Origin of the sequence: Lentibacillus sp. CBA3610, assembly GCF_013373365.1 — a bacterium.
Taxonomy (GTDB): Bacteria; Bacillota; Bacilli; order Bacillales; family Amphibacillaceae; genus Lentibacillus.
In genome coordinates this window covers 2959128-2978966 of the sequence record NZ_CP035925.1, presented here as the reverse complement: position 1 = coordinate 2978966, position 19839 = coordinate 2959128, and the positions used below count along the sequence as shown (strand labels likewise).

The window sequence follows — 19839 nt, the reverse complement described above, 5'->3', positions numbered from 1 at the left end:
CACTCCTTTAAACTATTTCCATCATAAACGTATGCCATCCATTTTTCCTACGATTCACCGAACAAATGATACTGGCATGTGACAATCTTGTCACATGCCAGTAATCGCAACAAATTCATTTTTGTTGGGGAATGTTAATGTAAATGTTGTGCCTTCTCCGACATTGGATTGGACACCGATCTTGATGTGTAATGGCTTTATTGCATTTTTAACCAAATAGAGCCCCATACCAGATGAAGCGGTGTCCTGGTGGGCAGTCGTCGAGGTGAAACCACGGTCAAGAATGCGCGGCAAGTCTTTGACATCAATACCTCTGCCGTGATCCTGGATGGCGAGCGTTGTGTGCTGTTGTTCACGATAGCTGGTGATCGAAATATCAGCACTTTCCGTATATTTGATGGCGTTGGTTAACAGCTGCCGAATAATGAAGGCAAGCCATTTGGCATCCGTTAATACCTCCTCTATTTCTAAAGAAACCTCAAAGCCAATCCCTTTGCGCATACACCAGGACTGTAATGCTTTTATTTCTTGGAAAATCAATGGTTCCAGGCTGGTTTGTTCGATATATAAGTCGTTTTCCATAAAAGGAATGCGCTTTTGATGCAGCTGCTGATCAAGAAGCAGGTACATTCGCAGCCATTCGTACTTTAATTGCTCTTTAACCTTTTTATCTTCTACGCGTTCTATCATAAGCTGCATGGCGGTTAATGGTGTTTTCACTTCATGAATCCACGATAAAAGCTCATCTTTTTCCTGTTCCAATTTTATATGGTGCTGCGTGAGCTCATTTTTGTACTGTTTCGTTTGCTCATCAAGTCGTTCTTCAACGATTTTTTCGAACGGACTCGTTCCTTTTCTTATATCCGTTAAGTCGTCATCGCTATCCCGTAGTTGTTTGTAAAATGCTGTTTCCTTTTGATAGCGGACGATGACAAATACAACCAGGATAACAGTCGATAAAAAAACAATATATAACACGGGACGGACGGTGATACTCGGGTCGATCAGGGCAATAAAAATCGTAAGCAGTTGTAGCCCGATAAATAGGATTAGCCAGCTGCATCGCTCGATTAAGTACTTTTTAATCATTTGGTTGGGCCACCTCTTTTGCCTGATAGCCTTGCCCGACTTTTGTCTCGATAAAACGGCCTAATGCGAGTTCATCCAACCGCTTTCGCAGCCGGTTCACATTGACGGTCAAGGTATTGTCACTAATGAAACGTTCGTCATCCCAAAGCCTCTGGATGATTTCTTCGCGGCTGACAATTTCGTTTTTACGCTCGATTAAAACTTTCAGAATGTACATTTCATTTTTCGTTAACTCAATCGTACCTTTCTGATTGGTTACTGTATTTTTGGCATAATCAAGCGTCGCGCTATTCCACGTGCGCAGTTCTATTTGGTCCGTGTTGTAATCATAAACGCGTCGGAGGATCGCTTGTATTTTTGCAATCAATACATCAAAGTGGAACGGCTTCTGAACATAATCATCCGCGCCAAGCTGCATCGACATGACCATATCGGTCGGATGATCGCGGGAAGATAAAAAGATAATGGGAACATTGGAGTGCGTCCGAATCATCCGGCACCAATGGAAACCATCGTATTTCGGCAATTGTATATCAATAATAACCAAATCTGGTTTTAGGCTTGTAAAATCTTGCATGATTTCATTAAAGCTACTTACACCGTATACTTCATAATCCCAACTGGAAAGGCGTTCCTCTATTTCTTGAAACAAGCTTGTATCATCTTCAATTAGCAAAATGTTGGACAATGGAATCACTCACTTTTTGAAACATTCTCTAGTTCCATTGTAGCGAAACTGTTTTATCGTGTATAATGCAGTGGTAGTAGTAGCAAAAGTGATGGTTACCTTTTGTTCTTCAATACCAGCTAAATATCGGAAAAGACTATTCAGTAATCGGGCGCATTTCCCTAATAAAATGATGGTGCTAAAATCAGTTATAATGGATCCAATTACGGAATAAAATCGTTTTTAAAAAGAGGGGAAAAATGAATTGGACAATCGGTATTAAGATGTGGATTAGTATTTTACTGTTTGCTGTGTTATCTGCTGCTGTTTTCTATACTACTTATGTCGTGGAACAGAAAAGTCTAATGGTATCGTTATTTGGATTCTTTTTTGTGTTAGTTTTGGGGATATTCGCTTTGATGTTGGATCGCTCGCCCAAATGGAAAAATTTTAATTTATTGAGTAGGACAGTTATTACCTTGATTTTGGTGAACATCACATTTTTTATAATGAATTTTGTTTTATTTTCCGGGGGGTTTATCCAATTTTCTTATTTCTTCAATAACCTTCACAGTGGTTTATTCCGGTATTATGTTTATAAGGTATAAGCGTGGGTTGGAGTAAAGTACCACTTAAAGCTGTCTAATCTTTAAACCAATCTTCCTCAATAGGGCGCTTTATTGGAATAACCGCAAGCATAGTTATTGTGGAATGGAACGCTCTTCTGTAATAAGACAGATCAATGGGACAGGAGAATGTTTAATGTTTGAAGACAAGATACCTTCTGAGGAATCTGTGAAACAATATGAAGATACTTTGAACAGTATAAATATAATGAATGGAGATGCCAAAGCTCTTTTAAAGCAAGTGTATGCGAGGTTGGACATTGTCCAAAAATGGAAACGGTGAATATAAAAGTGAGCAATGTGTAAGAGACTTAATATCTAAATTCCAAGACCTTACAAAAATAACATTGAAAAAATGATCGGAAGCAAAGTTGAAGATCACTACTGCCAACATAACATATATCTATCTTCTTTAACGGGCGCTTCTCCCTAATAAGGAACAGCGCCATTAGCATGTAAGGGTGAACAATGTAAGACATCAAACATGAAATTTCGGGACTTCTGGGTACCTCAGGTTATTAAGATAATCCTAGTAATAGAAAGAAAGCCGAGCCTCAAGATTGCTCGACTTCTCCGTGCGTCTGGAATAACGATTTGTCTTCAACTCTGTGCATGAAAATTGTGAGAAGCATTCCAAACAACATCATACCTGCGGCTACAAAGGTGATCATGGTATACGTCAATCCAGTGTTTAACAATATGGTTCCCAATGTTGCACCGATGGAATTGGCCAAATTAAAGACGGAGGCTGCAATGGTTCCTGATAAGGATGGTGCTTCGGGAGCACCAATAATAATCTTGGAATTTAAGATGGGTACGACTCCAAACGCTCCTGCACCAAACAAGAAGCACATCACAAATGTTAAGGGAGCGTATGGGAGTAAGAAAGTAAACAACGCAAGTACAACCGCAAAAATGCCTAAGGCTGCCATAAGTCGTTCTGTTAGACGAGGGGGTTGAAATTTGCCGGAAACAAGGTTTCCAACGACACCACCAAGTCCGAAGAAAAATAACCCGGTCGTAATGCCAGTCACGCCAAAATCAGCAAATTCCTGCATCATTGGTTCTATGAACGTATATGCAGTGAAATTCCCAGAAAAGCCAAACACAATAATGGCAATCACCATGAGTGCATTTTTATTTTTAAAGATCCCAAGTTCTTTTTTCAATTTCGGAGCTTCCGTTGGTTTGACATTCGGTGTAACGAACGAAAGGCCAACAAACGTCAAAATCCCGAGGATAGCTATAGACAAAAAAACAAGTCTCCAGTCAAGTGCTCCTCCGAGAAATGAACCAAAAGGAACACCAAGCATGACGGCAATCGTGAGCCCACCTTGTACGGCGACAATCGCTCTTGTTCGCTCTTCAGGTTTAGATATATTCACAGCCAAATTCATACATAAGCCGAAGAAGGGCGCATGCATGGTTGCCGATAATAGTCGTGATAGTAATAAGACCTCAAAGTTTGGTGCGGTGGCAGCAATGATATTGCTAATGATAAATACACCCGTCAGCGCTAGGAGAAGCGGTTTGGGTGGAAATTTAATCGTTGTCATTCGAAGGAGTGGCCCAAAGATGGCTACGCTGATCGCGTAGACACTCAGCAGCAATCCTGTCGTTGACACATCCACGTTTAAATCTGCAGCAAACTGTGTCAATAAACCTGTCACGACGTATTCTGTCATCCCAATGGCAAAAGTACCAAGCATAAATACGGTTAGGATTATGTTTCTTGAGAAGTTTAAGCGCATTATAGGCACGCCCCTTTCCTTAGCTTTTTTAATCACGAATAGTTATGTTACACCTTTGATGGGTCGATGTCTAGGTGATTTTCGGAAAAAATTAAAGAAGTAATTTTGGCAACAAAGAGGATTATGGAAATGGCCGTGGGGATATCATTTTAAGCGTTAAATGGAATAGAATATGATTTTTCAATTCATTCAAGCGAATTATGCTTTTGACTAAATTAAGTATATTGTGATCTGTCTGACTTTCTTGTGAATTACTTTTAACTCCAGATAAAAAGGAAGGTTGGCGCTCAATACCAGTTAATATAAGCTCTGTTTCTTCATGAAACGGGCGCTATTGCCTAATAAGGAATAGCGCCGATCGCATATAAGGGCCATTTAATTGAATAAGAACATAGTGTTGAATGAAGCTAATGCTGAAGTGAATAAAGTGATTAAGTTAATTTTGAATAGCATTCTAAAAGACCACTATATGGCACCCTGGTCCAGCCGGTGAATAATAACGCACTTAATTTTTCATGCTAAAGTCAACATATCGTTTAGCTCAGAAGGATGTTCGCATGAATAAGAAAGCGTCACAGAAAAAGTGCAAAGGGAATTTGACAGGCTGTTAAAAGAATTAAAACAGAAAGATGGTTTCATTCATTATCAGCATGAGCATGAAAAAGGCCTAATATATTTAGGTTATCTAAAAGCAGCTGTTGATCCGGAAAAACTTGAAAAATATATTCTGCCGCGTATACAAGCGTACATATATAACGATTTAAGCGAATTAAATGAGTATATCCCGTTCACAAAAACCGAATTAGCGGATAATCCTGGTCAGGATAAAATTCACGATAAGCTTGTGAATGGTTTTGTATTTATTTACATGGAGAATGTCAGCCCGGCATATTTGCTGATTCCGCTTCCACTTGATCAAAAACGTCAGGTATCCACTCCTGAAATCGAATTTAGTGTTGTTGGACCTAAAGAAGCGTTTGTTGAAGATATTGATACGAATCTGAATCTGATTCGTAAACGGCTGGCGATTCCTGAATTAAATGTTAAAAAATTAAAAGTCGGTACTATCACGAAAACAGAAGTTGCTGTTGTTTCAATAGATGGGATAGCTGATGAAGAAAACGTCAACACGGCTGTTCAGCGTATCAAAGATGTGGAAATCGACCAGGTCGTTGACAGTTCGTTTGTTCAGCAGACAATTGCCGATAACCAAAATTCACCCTTCCCGCAGCTGTTGGATACGGAGCGACCTGATCGGGTTTCCTCTGTACTGGCGGAGGGGAAAATTGTGATTGTCGTTGATGGTTCGCCGCATGCATTACTCGGTCCAACTACATTGATTGAATTTTTTGGGGCGTTCGACGACTATTTTTATAACTGGATAATTGCATCGTCGTTCCGACTAATTCGTTTGATTGCCGTCTTTTTCTCAATTTTGATCACGCCATTATACGTTGCGGTACTGACCCATCATTTTGAAATCATACCACAGGCCATGCTCGTTACACTCGTCCATTCCAGAACACAGGTATCTTTTCCACCGATTCTGGAAGCGCTCATTCTTGAATTCGCCATTGAATTGCTGCGCGAGGCGGGTGCCAGGCTGCCCACCAAAATTGGTCAGACAATCGGTATTGTGGGCGGTATCGTTATCGGAACTGCGGCTGTTGAGGCGGGGTTGACAAGTAAAGTGCTATTGATTCTTGTGGCACTGGCTGCATTGGGATCATTTACAATTCCGGTGTATAAAATGAGTAACACGATCCGGCTTATTCGATTTCCATTAATCATTGTTGCGGGTGTTTACGGAATCATTGGTATGGCGATTGCCATTGCCTACATTATGGTACACCTGCTGCGGCTGACATCGCTAGGAAGGCCGTTCTTTGCGCCGGTATTTCCATTCCGCCCTCAAGATTTCAAGGATGCCTTAATCCGTTTGCCGTTTAACACGCAAAACAAACGTCCCTTTCAAGTACGTCCAAGTGATGTTAAACGGCCTACTGCCAATGAAAATGATAAATAGAGGGATAGACAATGATTTCAATCAACGATAAAATCCTACCGTTAATGGCTTTTTTCTCATTTAGACTTCACAAATAGGTGCCGGATACAGGAGCTATGGGAAATGAGCATTCTAGAAAATGAATTTTTGACTAAGATGTTCATCTGGTATCCCGTAATACGAACGGGCGCGAAAGTTGAATAATTCATTACGCCAGTTCTTTTTGATAAAGGCTAGATTATGAAATGAAAATTAGGGGTATCGAATGATTAAAGGAGTTTAATAAACATGTCGGACGAAAATACAAGAGTTCCAAATCCTTCTCTTAGTGGAATAATTACAAATCCGTCACAGCAATTCGATCGGATTTATGAAAGCCCACTTATCTGGCGTGCAATAGTAAGTGTAATGGTTTTATGTGCCGGCGGATTATTACTTAAGTTTGGTATAAATGAAACCTCCATCATTATAATTATCATTGGAGTTATCATCGGGATTATTTTAAGAGTTACTGTTCTGAGTGGGTTATTTATGCTTAGTTCAACAATTGCCTCTAAATCAACTGTTACTTTTAAACAGTTATGTTCTATGAATGCATATATTTCGATTATATTAGGGATAAATGAAATAGTTAATGGGATTACCATTTCTATGATGGGCGGAAATCCTGAAGTATTATTTACAAATACTATAATTAATTGGATCTTTGCTGTTTGGATTACTATTTTAACAGCGTTTGGTTTGGAAAGGGTCGCCGAATTCTCTAAGAAACTGGCATGGTTTGTTGCTGTTGTATTTATTATGGTAGCCACTCTTTTTAATGAGATGTAAAACGAGGGTATAACGTATTACTGCAAACGGGCGCTTTTCCGTAATAAGGATTAGCGCTAATATTGCATCATAGGGCCATTTAATGGAATAATATATGATATTTTTATTATGGGAGGATTATATGAATACTTATTTTTATCAAGCCCCATTAACTAAAAATTCTACTAAGAGTTGCGAAGTACTTAGGGCTGATGGGGAATTGATGGGAAGTGTCCAAAGGTATTACAATTCCACTTTTCATAGCATAATTGATTCACTCATAGGTAAAAACAATTTAATTGTTAGAGTGAAAGCAATGAATCCAACAGGTGAGATGGAGATTGACGGTTATGTAAAGATTGCTATGATTAAAAAGCCGGACTATTACATACACTTTTTAAGCAAGGATAAGAAAAAGTTAACATTCCACGCAAAACAGATAAATTATACAAATATTAACTCTGAGTTTTTAATAGAAAGTGACAATATAAAAATCATTTCTCAAACAGATACGTTCGATTGGGTTCGGTTTTACGAAGAAGAACAAGAGATTGCAAAGTGGCAATCTAAAATAAAAGAAAAATTCAAAACTCATATTGAAGTCGATGAAGATGCTTCCATTCAAGATCCTTTATTCTATGCTGTCCTAGGGCAAATGCTATATTTTATTGGTTACTAGGGCATTAAAATAATAAACGACTCTTCTGTAATTGGGCGCTTATCAGGAACAAAATACTTCTATTATCGGCTAATTAGACCATTTAACGGAATAACTCCTTGTGAAAATAACAGAGATTTGAAACAATTATTATTAAGGTTTAAAAAAATATTATTCGGAGGACACGTAAAATGAATAATAAAGATGAAAAGGTGGTCAATTTCATTAATGCTGATTTTCAAGGATTGCATGTCAATACAATAGGTGATGGTGAAGCTATAGTTTTCTTACACGGTGGGCCAGGAAGCGAACAACGTTTTTTTCTTCCTCATGTTTTGCCCTTATCTCATAACTTTAGGTTAATTTTTTATGACCAAAGAGGTAGCGGAAAATCAGAACCATCTAAAGATAATCAATATTCGATGAAAGATGAAGTAAATACATTGGAGTTATTACGGAAGGAATTTAAACTAGAAAAAATCAATCTATTCGGTGAGTCATGGGGTTCGATGCTTGCCCTACTATATGCAACCACTTATCCAGAAAGGGTAAATAAGATTCTTCTAACTGCTGCCATAGGTGTTACAGCTGAAGGTTTTAAAACCTTTGGAGAAGAATTAGAAAAAAGATTGTCAGAAAAAGACAAGACAAAGCTCTCTAAATTGGAGGAGGGTGTCAAAAGAGGGGAATCATCAAATGAAGAGATCCTGTCAATTCTGGACAAATATTACGTTTACTCAGAGGAATCATTAAAGCGAAAAGCCAAAACATCTATTGATCAGACAGTAAATGATGCCATTGGAAACGATATTCTGGAACATTATGACTTGACTGATAAATTAGATACGATTAAGAATATCCCTATCTTAATTGCACAAGGCAGCCACGACATCTTAACTCCCAAATTAATAAGCCAATTATTGTTAGAACATATACCTCATGCAAAGTTAATTGAAGTAGAAAATTGCGGTCACTGGACCGTTGTGGAAAAGCCAAATGAAATGAATAAAATTGCTAATGACTTTTTTAATATTAATTTGTTAAGACAATGGACATGTTAGCTTGAGAGCCTTGATCTGACTATACCGCAAACGGGCGCAAATATGGAATAAAACTGCGCCCAATTTGCCATTGTATGGCTATTTTGTTGAAGATCGGCAGAGCATAGAAAACAGCTAAATGGTGAGGAGGACGCTTATGAACAAAAGATTCAGAATGGCATTATCTGCAGCACTTTTTATAGCAATCTCGACAGCATTCCTAACTGAAAGTCAACTTGGTTCTGTTCATTGGATGGTTACAATTACTTCGTTTATCGGAACCTTTCTTGCTTGGGCAATTCTTCTTCCACATGTAGAAAAGATGGGAAATATCAAGAAATGACTGTTCAACAATCGGGCGCAAATCAGGAATAAGTATTAGCGACTAAACTGGATGAAGAATAAGGTCAAAATCTTACCAATTGGAAAAGATGTGATGCAAGCAATGATTAGTGTTCTAAAAGCAGATGAACGACACATAGATGGAATTGCAGAAGTATGTACTGAGGCATACTGGGCTACATATAACAATACTCATCCGAAAGACTACATTCGTCGAGTTGTTAAAGAATTTTATAATCACGACAGAATCTCCAAGGAAGTATCAGTGTCTAACAGAGGTTGGGGAGGCTACTTTGTTGCTGTGGAGGATGAAAAAGTAATTGGCGCAGGTGGTGGAGGTATGATCGGAAATACTACTGGTGAAATTTTTGTGTTATATCTAGATCCTGGGAGGAGAAATGAAGGAATAGGTACAATAATCTTAAATGCAATTACTGATCAGCAAAAGGAGTTTGGAGCCAGGGAACAGTGGGTTTCAGTTCAAAAGGGTAATCAAAAGGGAATCCCTTTTTATGAAGCAAGAGGGTTTACTTTTAAATACGAAAAGCCGGGTTACGCGAATGTAGAGGGAGAAAACTATATTTCGTTGAGGTATTATCGGTTTATATAATAAATAAATATGGATTATTCCAGAAAAGTAGAAGGAGGGAGGGAGGTTTGATTTGCAAAAATGCGAAAACTGCAATGCACAATTTAGCTGGAGTAAAATCTATAAATCGTTTTGGTGGATGTATAAACCAATTGAATGTGAAAACTGCGGTGCTAGACATAAAATAACTATTTTTGGCAGATTTACATTTGTGATTCTGACTATTTTACCAATGCTGATATTTATGTATTTCCTTACCCCTTTCAATAATGTTTTTGTAACCATTGGTACAGGATCTCTTATATTAATTGTCGGTTCTTTCTTCACACCATTTGTTGTTCAATACGAAAAGGCATCGTGACAAATTATACTAAACAATCAGGTCAGTTGCTTAGAATGATCTTATAACGATATTCCGTAAACGAGGCGCATATCCGGAATAAGAATTGTGCCCTTTTTTGACTGAAGGGCCAGATTGCGAAATAAAATATGGTTCATTACGAGGGAGTGTAAATTATGCAAAAAACAAGAAAAAACACAGTGTTAAAGGCAATCGGACTTTCACTGCTTTTTACTATTATTGCTTTTCTTGTTGTAGATAACCCTAAGCCTAATACAGCAGTTTATCTGCTCGTTGTAGGAATTGCTTCATTTGCAGCGGTTTGCGTTATATCTTTAATCACCTCAAGAGCATATAAGAAATTTTTGAAAGAGAGTTAAACCGATCTACAGTCAGTCGCAGTTGTGGAATAAATGTCAAATATATTGGTGGTATTTTTTTGGAGAAAAAAGTAAAAAAAGATTTAACTAAAATTATATCAGTAACTGTTATAGGTGTAATTCTTATATTAATGATTCCTGTTCTTTTTCTTAATTTAAGGTAGTAGTTCCAGAATACGATCGGGCGCCATTATTGAAAACTGTTTGTTTAGATTACGAAGAAAGGAGATATCAAGTGGCTATTAGGACTTTTTTTCACCCAGCTTTGGCTTTAATGTTATTTATGATTGGGACATTTATGGCTAGTACAATCAATATATTATTCGGTTTAATAACAGTCCTAAGTGGTGTGCTGTTAGGGTTTTCACCGTTACGTAACAATATTTCATCTATGAATGAAAAGGCGAAGTTGTTGTTTTACGCAGCATTCATTTTTTTACTATCTTTAATGTCAACAACGTTTCTTGTTATAAGTACGTTTGTAATCTGAATTAACAATGACCAGGCCTTAAGCAAACGGGCGCTAATCAGGAATAAAAATTGCAAACAAGCGCGACTTCTCTTTTTCCATCTTGTTCAACCATTCCCATCCCAAATACTTCATTTTGGAGATACGGGTCAAACGTTAAACTTGCCTGCTGTACCGAAGTTTGAATTTCTTGATCAGGAAGGTGAAGTGGTCTACAGCTTTCCGTAGAAATATTGATTAGTGCAACAATCGGGCGCTTTAGTTAAATAATAAAATTAAAAGCATATACGAATAATTACTGAGTTCTTGCCGTACTGGGTTATTTTTTTGTATAATAAAGCACCACAAAATTGAGGGTGCAAAATTAAATCTACATTTAAGATGGAATAAATTAAAACTCATGACTTTCATACTTATAAAAGTTTTGTGATATAACGGCAATTTTCGGGATTGTCTACAAGCTTCTTACAGTATCTTCTTGTACGCTAAATCCCCCTGTATTCATATTTTCTGCTAATGATCCGCTTTCATCTCTTGTAATCCCAACGATAGTATATAGGTCACCGTTAAATTGGAATTCAGTATATATGGGTCTCCAGACTTTGAAAAATTGGGTAAATCGAATAAGTCAGATTACCATTCCATGCGTTCTTCTTAAACTGATTGATTTTTTCACGTTGCTTTGGAGTGATGTTAGTTGGAGTAATATCACCATTTTCCATTGCCTCTTCTGGTGTGTAGTCTTCAGGAACTTTGTTTGTTTGTTTTTCTCCAAAATTTTTAATTTGCTGCTCAAATGTATTATCTTGAGCCAAAGACTTTCCATTGAAATCAACGATTAGGAATAGAATTAAGCCACTAATAAAAATTATGGTATCAAGACTTTACTTTTAAAACCTACATTTGCCCACTCTCCTTAGCAATGCTGTTACTGGTAGTAATATGACAACGTATTAGCCTTATTCATGCTAGTCAAAAGTGAACGGGTTCAGTTTAAGAAAATACTATATACAGTAAAGGTTTTAAAATCAAACAGAATTAAGTTACTAAATGTTCATCAATTGGGCGCTTTTCTGTAATAAAGATCTGCGCCCGTATTGTAGATAAAGGCCATTTAAGGGAATAATTTCAATTAGGCAGGATAGCTGAATATCATTTCATAATGTATCTAAGTTGGAAGAATTGCATAGAAGTGACATGAGCCAAAAAATTAATTTATGGGGGATTCAATGAATAAAACCTTGACGCTTGAAGATGTTTTATGCATCGAAGAACCTGCTGATCGAGTTCATATGTCTATATCAGCAGATAATAAATGGCTGGCTTTTTGTACAAGTGGAACATCTGAAGGAAAAGAATCAGTCGGGGTGTCTGAGGCTGTTAAAGGTAATTCCCAATGGGTTTATAATTTTGTATTAGAAAGTGTTTTTCAGGTTGCTCCTCAATCTGATAGCAGTTGGGCAGGGTATGGTCACCTGATGGTACAATTCTCGCTTTTTTTGCTGATATAGATGGTGCAGCTCGCCTTTGTCTGTGGTTTGCTTTAAATCGAAACTTAAACATTATATCTGATATCATTGCCCGCCCTTTTTTGGATTCGAAAAACCGATTTGGACGAAGGATGGGGGCTCCGTTATCATTAAATCCATGCCAGATAATGGCTTCAACTCATTCTCAAAAACTGGTCATAATCAGAATTCTTCCAATTCAAAGCCTAAGGTGTTTACCACAATGGGAAATACGGTAGAAGAAAAGGAAAAAAATCAACAGTCCTGGGTAAATATTTATCGAGCTGATATTGTTATGATTGATATTGAAACGGAGGCTTCTACCATTCTTAGCAGCGGATTGAGGCCGGTCGGAATAGCTCTTGCTAATGATGGGGAGCATATTGTTTTTACAAGTTGTTTGGGAGAAGAAAAGAAAAATACACAACAAAATGTGTTCGACTTGTGGATCTCTCCCTTGAAAACTAAGGAACGCCATGGTGAACAGCAGTGTATTGCTGAACGAATTCGTATGAATTATGGCATGAGTTTTTCATGGAGTCACAATGATCAATCAATTTATTATTCCACGACTGGCCCTTTGTCAGATGGCAGTCTATGGTTAGTTGATCTTGCTTCATCAAATCAAAAACGTCTTTATGAACAAAAAGACATCTCTTTTGGGCGAGATTACGAAGGTCCTTTTCCAATGTCAAATGGTGCAATTTTGATGGTAGCTAATGGGGATTTATGGTGTTATTTCTCGTTAACCGGGCATATCGAAAAGTTTACTTTACCTCGTGAGCGGAAAGTTACTGCGATTTTGCCTGAAGGAAATCAATCTGGAACAAATGTCATTGTTCAAACCAGCGATCCGGCAGAAGCACTCGATGGATTCTGGAGAGTAAATTATACAACTGGAGAAACAGAGAAAATAGTGGAGGAATTTGGAAGGCACTTGCCGTGGTATGGGGGAGGAGCAGTATGCGGGAAAAGTGATAATGTTGACATGATTATCTATTGGACTCAGGCTGCTGATCAGCCTCCAGCAATAAGAGTGTTTGATATAGCATCCAAAACAGGTTCATGCATTGTTGAATTTACAAAATTGCAAACAAAAGTGGAGTTAGGATCTACGCAGTTAATCACATGGACAAAAGGAGGGAATAAACGAAGAGGTGCTTTGCTTTTACCAAAAAATAGGGAAGGTCAAGTTCCAGCGATTATGCGTGTATATGGCGGTTCAATGCAATCACAAAACGTACGATTTTTTGGTTTAAGTCCTTCAGCAGCTGATAACCATCAGCTATTTGCATCCCATGGATATGCTGTATTCTTGCCTGATCTTCCAATGGCACAAGACCATGAACCGGCAAGTGAAATCACTGATGGCATTGAATCTGCTTTTAACGCGCTTGCAGAACATCCTGATATAGATTCCGACAGGATCGGTATTATAGGCCATTCTTTTGGCGGTTATTCAACACTGATTGCTATTACGAGATTACAGCGTTTTAAAGCTGCTGTAGTATCTGCTGGTATTGGGAATTTAATTAGTTTGTATACAGATTTTGATTATGATAATTTCTATCATAATTACGGATTGATTGAGGATGGGCAAGTGAATATGGGAGCGACTTTATGGGAGAATAGAGACCGATATATTAGAAATTCCCCATTATTTGATTTCCACAAAATAAAAACTCCAGTACTTGTAGTCCAAGGAACTCGTGATAATTTATGTCGTAATGAAGCAGGACCAATTTTTTCGTCTCTTAAACGATTGGATAAAACAGCTGAGTTGGTTCTTTACGACGAAGGTCATTGGCAAGGGACATGGCAAAAAGAAAATTTACAGGATTATTATGATCGGGTGCTTTCCTGGTTTGACAAATACCTGTAAAGGTATATGGAGAATGAACCTTTTTGTTACACAAACGGGCGCGTTTCCCTAATAAGGAATGGCGCCAATATCGGATAATACGAAAAAGTATGTTGTAGATGACCGTTTTCAAACTTTCATGCGAAATACTGGGATAGTGAAGAGGGAGGACTGCTGATGAATCAAATAAATTTTAGTGACAAAATAATTGGTTACCAATGTATTAAATGTAAAAGGGAGTACCCATTTGAAGACATGTATGAAGGGTGTCCTAAATGTAAGTTGAATGGCAAGCCCGCTAGTGTAAAACCGATTTACAAAGGCTTTTTCGACGGTGAAAATTGGCTCCCATTTCTAAAACCAGTTAGTCTTGGCGAGGCAAGAACTCCATTACTTGATGTAACAACAGAATATGGGAAGTTTTACATAAAAAATGAAGCTTTAAATCCTACCGGCTCACATAAGGATCGAATGAGTTCTTTTGTCGTATCTATGGCGATTTCAAAAAGGTATAAAGGAGTTGTGGCTGCTTCAAGTGGAAATGCAGGGTTGTCCCTCGCTTCGTATGCGAGTTATACAAACATTCCTTGTGTGATTATATCTACTGATAGCCTGAATCATGAGTTAGCTTCATACATTAAGAGTACCGGAGCTGAACTAGTCTTGACAAAAACATCTTTAGAAAGATGGGAATTAACTGAGAGGTATGTCAAAGATGGATTTCTTTCCGCCACGAATTTTATTGATCCACCAGTAGGAAGTCAGCCTATTGGTGTTCAGGCTTATAAATTGATTGCAAGGGAATGTTACCGTCAATTAGGGTATAATCCCAATGCATTGGTTGTACCAACGTCACGAGGAGATTTAATTTGGGGAATTTATGAAGGTTATTCTGAACTTAAGCAAGCAAAATTTATTGAAAAAATTCCTAAGTTGTTTGCTGTTGAACCATTTGAGAGAATTAGCAAGGTTTTAGATGGTGAGGATTACACAAAACACTTTGGTGGAAAAACTAATTTAAAGTCAATTGCTGGTACAACAGTTACATGGCAGGCGTTGCAAGCAGTCATTGAAAGTAACGGGTATGCTATTAATATAACAGAAGAAGATGCCTTAGAATCTCAAGCATTGATGAGCAGGTCAGGGATTCATTTAGAGTTATCATCATCCACTGTAATTGCTGCAACTAACCAAATTATTAGAGATCAATTAGTAGAAGAAAATGATAGGATAGTAGCAGTAACAACCTCTTCAAGATTTACACCAATATAAAGATTGGATCTTAAGCAATATGATCGGGAGCAAGAATTGAATAATGATGGAATGTTTCAGTAGTTTTTACATAGAGGTGACTAAGCTATGAACCATTTAACCAAAGGATTATACGGAGAAAATGCTCACGTTAACACATTGACGCTTTTCGATGGATTAGGCATCGAGCAAGCAGGTAAGGTGGTTCTTAACCAGCATTCAATCTGGCAAATTCTAAATCATATGATCTACTGGCAAGAATATATTTTACGTCTTTTGAAGGGAAAAGAGACAGTACCGCCAAAACATGCTTCAGAGACATGGCCAACAGAGATAAAACCATCTGCCAAAAAGGATTGGGAATTGGCTGTAAACAAATTTATAGATGGTTTAAATGAAGCTGTAGGATTTGCAGAAAACGAGCATGGCGTTTCAAATGGTCAGGTGGAGCATCTTCTTTCGTTAATTTCCCATAATAGTTACCATTCCGGGCAAGTTGTGATTATCAGACGCTTTTTGAATCAGTGGCCACCTCCTACGGGCGGAGATACTTGGTAGAAGCACACTATAGAGACAGCCAATATTTGTGCCATCGATCTTACGCAAACGAGAATGGAATAAGGATTGCCTTCTTTCTTGATTTGAGGGGCCATAATGCGGAGTAACGGTTTTATATCAGAACAGTTAATAAAAGAAAATTTGTGACAATTTTAAAATACTGGTAGTCTAATATCGGTATTTTTATGCATATAAAGGAGATATTTCATTATGAGTCAAACAGAATTAATACAACAATCTAACGCACCACAAACACGCAGTTCGCTTACAAATGACTTAAAAAAGTTAGGTTTACGTGAGGGTATGGTTGTTATTGTGCACTCTTCAATGAAATCGTTAGGTTGGGTCTGTGGGGGATCAGTAGCTGTAATTCAAGCTTTACAAGATGTGATTACTTCAAAAGGTACGATTATCATGCCAGCTCACAGTGCTGATGTATCGGATCCAAGAGAGTGGGATAATCCAGCAATTCCAGAAGAATGGCTCACCGAAGTGATGAATGAACTGCCACCATTTGATACCAATATAACACCAACATTAGCAATGGGGGCTATTCCAGAGTCCTTTCGTACATACTCGGATGTGAAACGTAGTTATCATCCTGTACACTCTTTTTCAGTATGGGGAAAGAACAGTGATGAAATCGCAAATAATCATTCATTAGATAACGGACTGGGTGATGACTCACCACTTGCTTATATATATCGTAATGACGGTTATGTGTTAATGCTTGGAACTGATTATGAAACGAACACGTCAATGCATTACGGAGAACATAAAGGTGCAGGGATTAAAGAAGTAACGAAGATGAGTCCAATTTTAGAGGATCATCAAAAGGTATGGAAAGAATATATTGAGCTTGATTATGATGAGGAAAAGTTTCCTGCTATTGGAGTATGAGGCGCTTTTCCCTAATAAGGAATATCATATGGTAATATGTAAAAAGGTCGTCTTTTAAATAATATAACCTAACGGGTGAATAAAAATGACTAATATCAAGGACATTGCAAGATTAGCTGAGGTGTCTGTTTCCACGGTTTCAAGGGTTTTGAATAACCATCCATATGTGAACGATGAAAAAAGAAATAAGGTGGAACAGGTTATTGAGGAATTAAAATTTCACCAAAATCTAAATGCTATCCATCTTGTTAAAGGAAAAACACTTACGGTTGGAGTTATCATTCCTTATATCGATCATCCCTACTTTCAGGCAATGGTGGGAGGGGTTATGAAAAACGCATTTATGCATAACTATTCAGTTCTATGTTGCCCTACAAGTTATGACAAAGAGGAAGAATTGAAATACCTCGATATGCTAAAGGGAAAGAACTTGGATGGTTTAATAATCTGCTCTCGTTCCAATGACTGGAATACAATTATTCCATATACAGAATATGGTCCTATTGTGTCCTGTGAACGATTTGAAAAACTACCTTGTGCTTATACAGACCATTACGATGCATTTCTTACTGGTATAAATTATCTTATTGAAGAGGGTCATCGAAAAATCGGCTATTGCACTGGAAGAAAGTATAGTCTAAGCAGTAAAATGCGTTATGCTGCGTTTAAAGCAGCTCTTACAAAAATTGATCAACCAATACTGGATGACTGGATGTTCACAGATTGTTACACAATGAATGATGGAAAAAGAATAATTAACAAATTGCGGGATCTAAACAGTATTCCAACGGCAATTTTAACAAATGGTGATGAAGTGGCTGCTGGTATGATATCCCAATCTGAAATGATTGGATTAAAAGTGCCTGAAGAACTATCCATTATAGGATTTGATAATAACCCTATGTCAGAAGCTTTAGGACTGACAACTTTGGAGTCAAACATAAAAGAAATTGGGGAACAGGCGTTTACGTTGTTCTATACCGATTCTAATGAGCAAGTTAAAATTCCTTTTAAGTTAGTGAAACGGCATACTGTCTCTACCATAGCTTAAATTAAAATTAAACTCCTTGACCTGATAATGTTTTCATAAATTAAGCTTTAATTAAAGCGCTTTAAAAACATTTGGGCTTAAGGAGTGAGAACTGTGGAGAAATGGAAGAACTCATTATTATCACCTGATGAAAGCATAATTGATGAAATAACAGCCACCTTTGAAGTCAAAGAGAATTTTGGCATAACCTATAAATTTGGCAATATGCTTGCGACCAATAAGAGGTTAATTTTATATACCAAATATCCTCTTATTGGACAAAGCGAGACAGCCATTTATCATTATGAAGAAATTATTCGGATAGATGTAGTGAATTCTTTATTTTCATTTCACAACGGTGTTTCTGTTGCCGTGAAATTAGTTAATAAAGGAAATACGGAACTCTTTTTAGAAACAATCAAGCTTTTTTCAAATCATGCTCCAGGAATAAGGAATTTTCAGCAAAGTAGCTAGGGGATTTAGCTACTGTTCTATATACATGTATAGTCAAATGGGACTTCTTAGATTGCCATTTTTGTAGGAAAGTACACATTCTGCCACAATCGGGCGCTTTCCTTGAATAAGTATGAGCGCCTAAAGGGCCATTTTAGCTTACAAACAGCAACTGCATATTGAACAATCAGGCGCTTTTCTGAACAAAAGTGCTTTCTTCGATTATTGGTTTATCGGACCACGCTGTTGATTATGGAGATGATTATAATTATAAATTATTTAGAATATGAACTCCCCGCAATGAAAAACTCTACAAGGAAAATTAGTGTGAAAGATCGTTATGGCACGGAAGTATTAACTGTACAAAAGTATTTCAAAAATAAAATTCAAAGGATTCTAAATGCAATAATACCTGCATTTAACACTAATATAAGATTCCTTAAAAAAGATCACAATCATTCAAGGAAAGTGAATATTTTCGCAGAGGAAGTACAAATTACAAAATAGATATTAAACACAAATACACGGAGGTATTAATGGAACAAGAAGAAAAGCTGAAGACTGCCGCAATTGCTATGAGAAGTGATTTTAAATTGCAGACCGTTGGGGGTGGTGAACAAACAACTAAAACAGTTGAAGATATAGGGAAAGTTAAAGATATTGTTAATGATTGGAATGATATGCCTAAAAAAGCAGCCAATCTTACAATTGAACAATACGGTTCACCAAATGAAGCAACACAAAGCCGATTGATTTGGTATAATAATGGACCTTGGAAACGAACGATTGTATATCGCGATGAGATTCCACACGATTTTCCAGAACCGCATACGGACTGTATTGAAAACTATATTAACTATTCCGTCCCATCCGAAATGTTTAGTGAGCTTGCAAAATTTGATGGAAGCGTGATTGTTGAAAGAACAAAAGGTGAAGTATCATCTCGATGTGATATGGAAGCCGCTAATATCGCTGCCCTCAATTTAATGAATGATATCGTTACAGGCAAATTAAGCGCTGAAGAAGCTCGTGATAAAAATAGTGAAGCAATCTCTGCTTTCATGATGAATAGACCAGCACCTTATGCAGAGCAACTCCAATTCGAGGTATCAAAAGAAGCAAATTATGATACAGACGTTGTGACGATTGCAGGCGAAGTGGCTGAACAAGGCATAGAAAAAATAAAAGATAAGGTCGACCTAAACAACAGCCAAGATACCAGCTATCATTAATATAAGACTTTGTGTTGTATAAAAACTGTCGAGAATTCGGCAGTTTTTGTTCTCACTCATAAGTCTTCTGGTTCTTATACAATAGGAAGTGGTAAAAATTTCCATTTCTCTAATGAAAAGCTCTACATTGTATCTCGTTACTTCTTATCGTCGATTGTTATCTAACCAACCATCAGAATAGGTTTTCCGAGAGAAGCAGGGGGTGGAAAAGTGCATTGTTAAGCAAATGGGTGCGCTTATTGAATAAGATTTGGTAGTAAATTTTATATTGAAATAAGGA

General features: G+C 37.4%; 21 protein-coding genes. 17 read left to right on the top strand and 4 right to left on the bottom strand.

The genetic code is table 11. The features are described from left to right. Positions 1 to 90: 90 nt before the first annotated feature. Entirely contained in the window at positions 91 to 1089 is a 999-nt protein-coding gene (locus Len3610_RS14550; RefSeq protein WP_176448597.1) for a sensor histidine kinase, read from the bottom strand. Further along, positions 1082 to 1777 (bottom strand): response regulator transcription factor, encoded by a 696-nt coding sequence (locus Len3610_RS14545; RefSeq protein ID WP_176448596.1) that lies wholly within the window; start codon positions 1775 to 1777, stop codon positions 1082 to 1084. The genes Len3610_RS14550 and Len3610_RS14545 overlap by 8 nt, the downstream gene beginning before the upstream one ends. A 741-nt stretch (positions 1778 to 2518) precedes the next feature. Here Len3610_RS14545 and Len3610_RS14540 point away from each other — a divergent pair. After that, entirely contained in the window at positions 2519 to 2665 is a 147-nt protein-coding gene (locus Len3610_RS14540) for a hypothetical protein (RefSeq protein ID WP_176448595.1), read from the top strand. Positions 2666 to 2936: 271 nt separating this feature from the next. Here the strand turns inward: Len3610_RS14540 and Len3610_RS14535 are convergent, their stop codons facing one another. Beyond that, complete coding sequence (locus tag Len3610_RS14535) at positions 2937 to 4133, bottom strand: MFS transporter (RefSeq protein WP_176448594.1); 1197 nt, start codon at positions 4131 to 4133, stop codon at positions 2937 to 2939. Between the two features lie 583 nt (positions 4134 to 4716). Here Len3610_RS14535 and Len3610_RS14530 point away from each other — a divergent pair. The 8 genes from Len3610_RS14530 (at position 4717) to Len3610_RS14495 (ending at position 10297) form a co-directional block, all read left to right on the top strand. Next, entirely contained in the window at positions 4717 to 6159 is a 1443-nt protein-coding gene (locus tag Len3610_RS14530) for a spore germination protein (RefSeq protein WP_255259635.1), read from the top strand. 267 nt (positions 6160 to 6426) lie between these two features. Next, positions 6427 to 6969 (top strand): Yip1 family protein, encoded by a 543-nt coding sequence (locus tag Len3610_RS14525; RefSeq protein WP_176448593.1) that lies wholly within the window; start codon positions 6427 to 6429, stop codon positions 6967 to 6969. A 121-nt stretch (positions 6970 to 7090) separates the two neighbouring features. Continuing rightward, positions 7091 to 7627, top strand: coding sequence for a tubby C-terminal domain-like protein (locus Len3610_RS14520; protein ID WP_176448592.1), 537 nt, complete (start codon positions 7091 to 7093; stop codon positions 7625 to 7627). A 149-nt stretch (positions 7628 to 7776) separates the two neighbouring features. Further along, entirely contained in the window at positions 7777 to 8667 is an 891-nt protein-coding gene (locus Len3610_RS14515; protein ID WP_369693699.1) for an alpha/beta fold hydrolase, read from the top strand. Between the two features lie 136 nt (positions 8668 to 8803). Next, positions 8804 to 8989: a hypothetical protein gene (locus Len3610_RS14510; RefSeq protein ID WP_176448590.1), complete on the top strand. Its 186-nt coding sequence runs from the start codon at positions 8804 to 8806 to the stop codon at positions 8987 to 8989. Between the two features lie 51 nt (positions 8990 to 9040). Then, positions 9041 to 9598 carry a GNAT family N-acetyltransferase gene (locus Len3610_RS14505; RefSeq protein ID WP_369693587.1) on the top strand — a complete coding sequence of 186 codons (558 nt, stop codon included), beginning with the start codon at positions 9041 to 9043 and terminating at the stop codon, positions 9596 to 9598. Between the two features lie 52 nt (positions 9599 to 9650). Further along, entirely contained in the window at positions 9651 to 9938 is a 288-nt protein-coding gene (locus tag Len3610_RS14500; protein ID WP_176448589.1) for a TIGR04104 family putative zinc finger protein, read from the top strand. A gap of 155 nt (positions 9939 to 10093) precedes the next feature. After that, positions 10094 to 10297 (top strand): hypothetical protein, encoded by a 204-nt coding sequence (locus Len3610_RS14495; protein WP_176448588.1) that lies wholly within the window; start codon positions 10094 to 10096, stop codon positions 10295 to 10297. Between the two features lie 1047 nt (positions 10298 to 11344). Here the strand turns inward: Len3610_RS14495 and Len3610_RS14490 are convergent. Next, entirely contained in the window at positions 11345 to 11581 is a 237-nt protein-coding gene (locus Len3610_RS14490; protein WP_176448587.1) for a hypothetical protein, read from the bottom strand. A 414-nt stretch (positions 11582 to 11995) separates the two neighbouring features. Between Len3610_RS14490 and Len3610_RS14485 the strand changes: the two genes are divergently transcribed. The 8 genes from Len3610_RS14485 to Len3610_RS14450 all read left to right on the top strand — a co-directional run bounded on the left by Len3610_RS14485 (position 11996) and on the right by Len3610_RS14450 (position 19559). Continuing rightward, positions 11996 to 12277 carry a hypothetical protein gene (locus tag Len3610_RS14485; RefSeq protein WP_176448586.1) on the top strand — a complete coding sequence of 94 codons (282 nt, stop codon included), beginning with the start codon at positions 11996 to 11998 and terminating at the stop codon, positions 12275 to 12277. Positions 12278 to 12497: 220 nt separating this feature from the next. Further along, complete coding sequence (locus Len3610_RS14480) at positions 12498 to 14156, top strand: S9 family peptidase (protein ID WP_176448585.1); 1659 nt, start codon at positions 12498 to 12500, stop codon at positions 14154 to 14156. Positions 14157 to 14312: 156 nt separating this feature from the next. Further along, complete coding sequence (locus Len3610_RS14475; protein ID WP_176448584.1) at positions 14313 to 15407, top strand: threonine synthase; 1095 nt, start codon at positions 14313 to 14315, stop codon at positions 15405 to 15407. Between the two features lie 87 nt (positions 15408 to 15494). Next, positions 15495 to 15944, top strand: coding sequence for a DinB family protein (locus Len3610_RS14470; RefSeq protein WP_176448583.1), 450 nt, complete (start codon positions 15495 to 15497; stop codon positions 15942 to 15944). 210 nt (positions 15945 to 16154) lie between these two features. Further along, positions 16155 to 16844, top strand: coding sequence for an AAC(3) family N-acetyltransferase (locus Len3610_RS14465; protein ID WP_176448582.1), 690 nt, complete (start codon positions 16155 to 16157; stop codon positions 16842 to 16844). A gap of 85 nt (positions 16845 to 16929) precedes the next feature. Beyond that, complete coding sequence (locus Len3610_RS14460; protein ID WP_176448581.1) at positions 16930 to 17895, top strand: LacI family DNA-binding transcriptional regulator; 966 nt, start codon at positions 16930 to 16932, stop codon at positions 17893 to 17895. A gap of 93 nt (positions 17896 to 17988) precedes the next feature. Beyond that, positions 17989 to 18348: a PH domain-containing protein gene (locus tag Len3610_RS14455; RefSeq protein WP_176448580.1), complete on the top strand. Its 360-nt coding sequence runs from the start codon at positions 17989 to 17991 to the stop codon at positions 18346 to 18348. A gap of 515 nt (positions 18349 to 18863) precedes the next feature. After that, positions 18864 to 19559, top strand: a complete 696-nt coding sequence (locus tag Len3610_RS14450) for a hypothetical protein (RefSeq protein ID WP_176448579.1) — start codon at positions 18864 to 18866, stop codon at positions 19557 to 19559. Positions 19560 to 19839 lie beyond the last annotated feature (280 nt).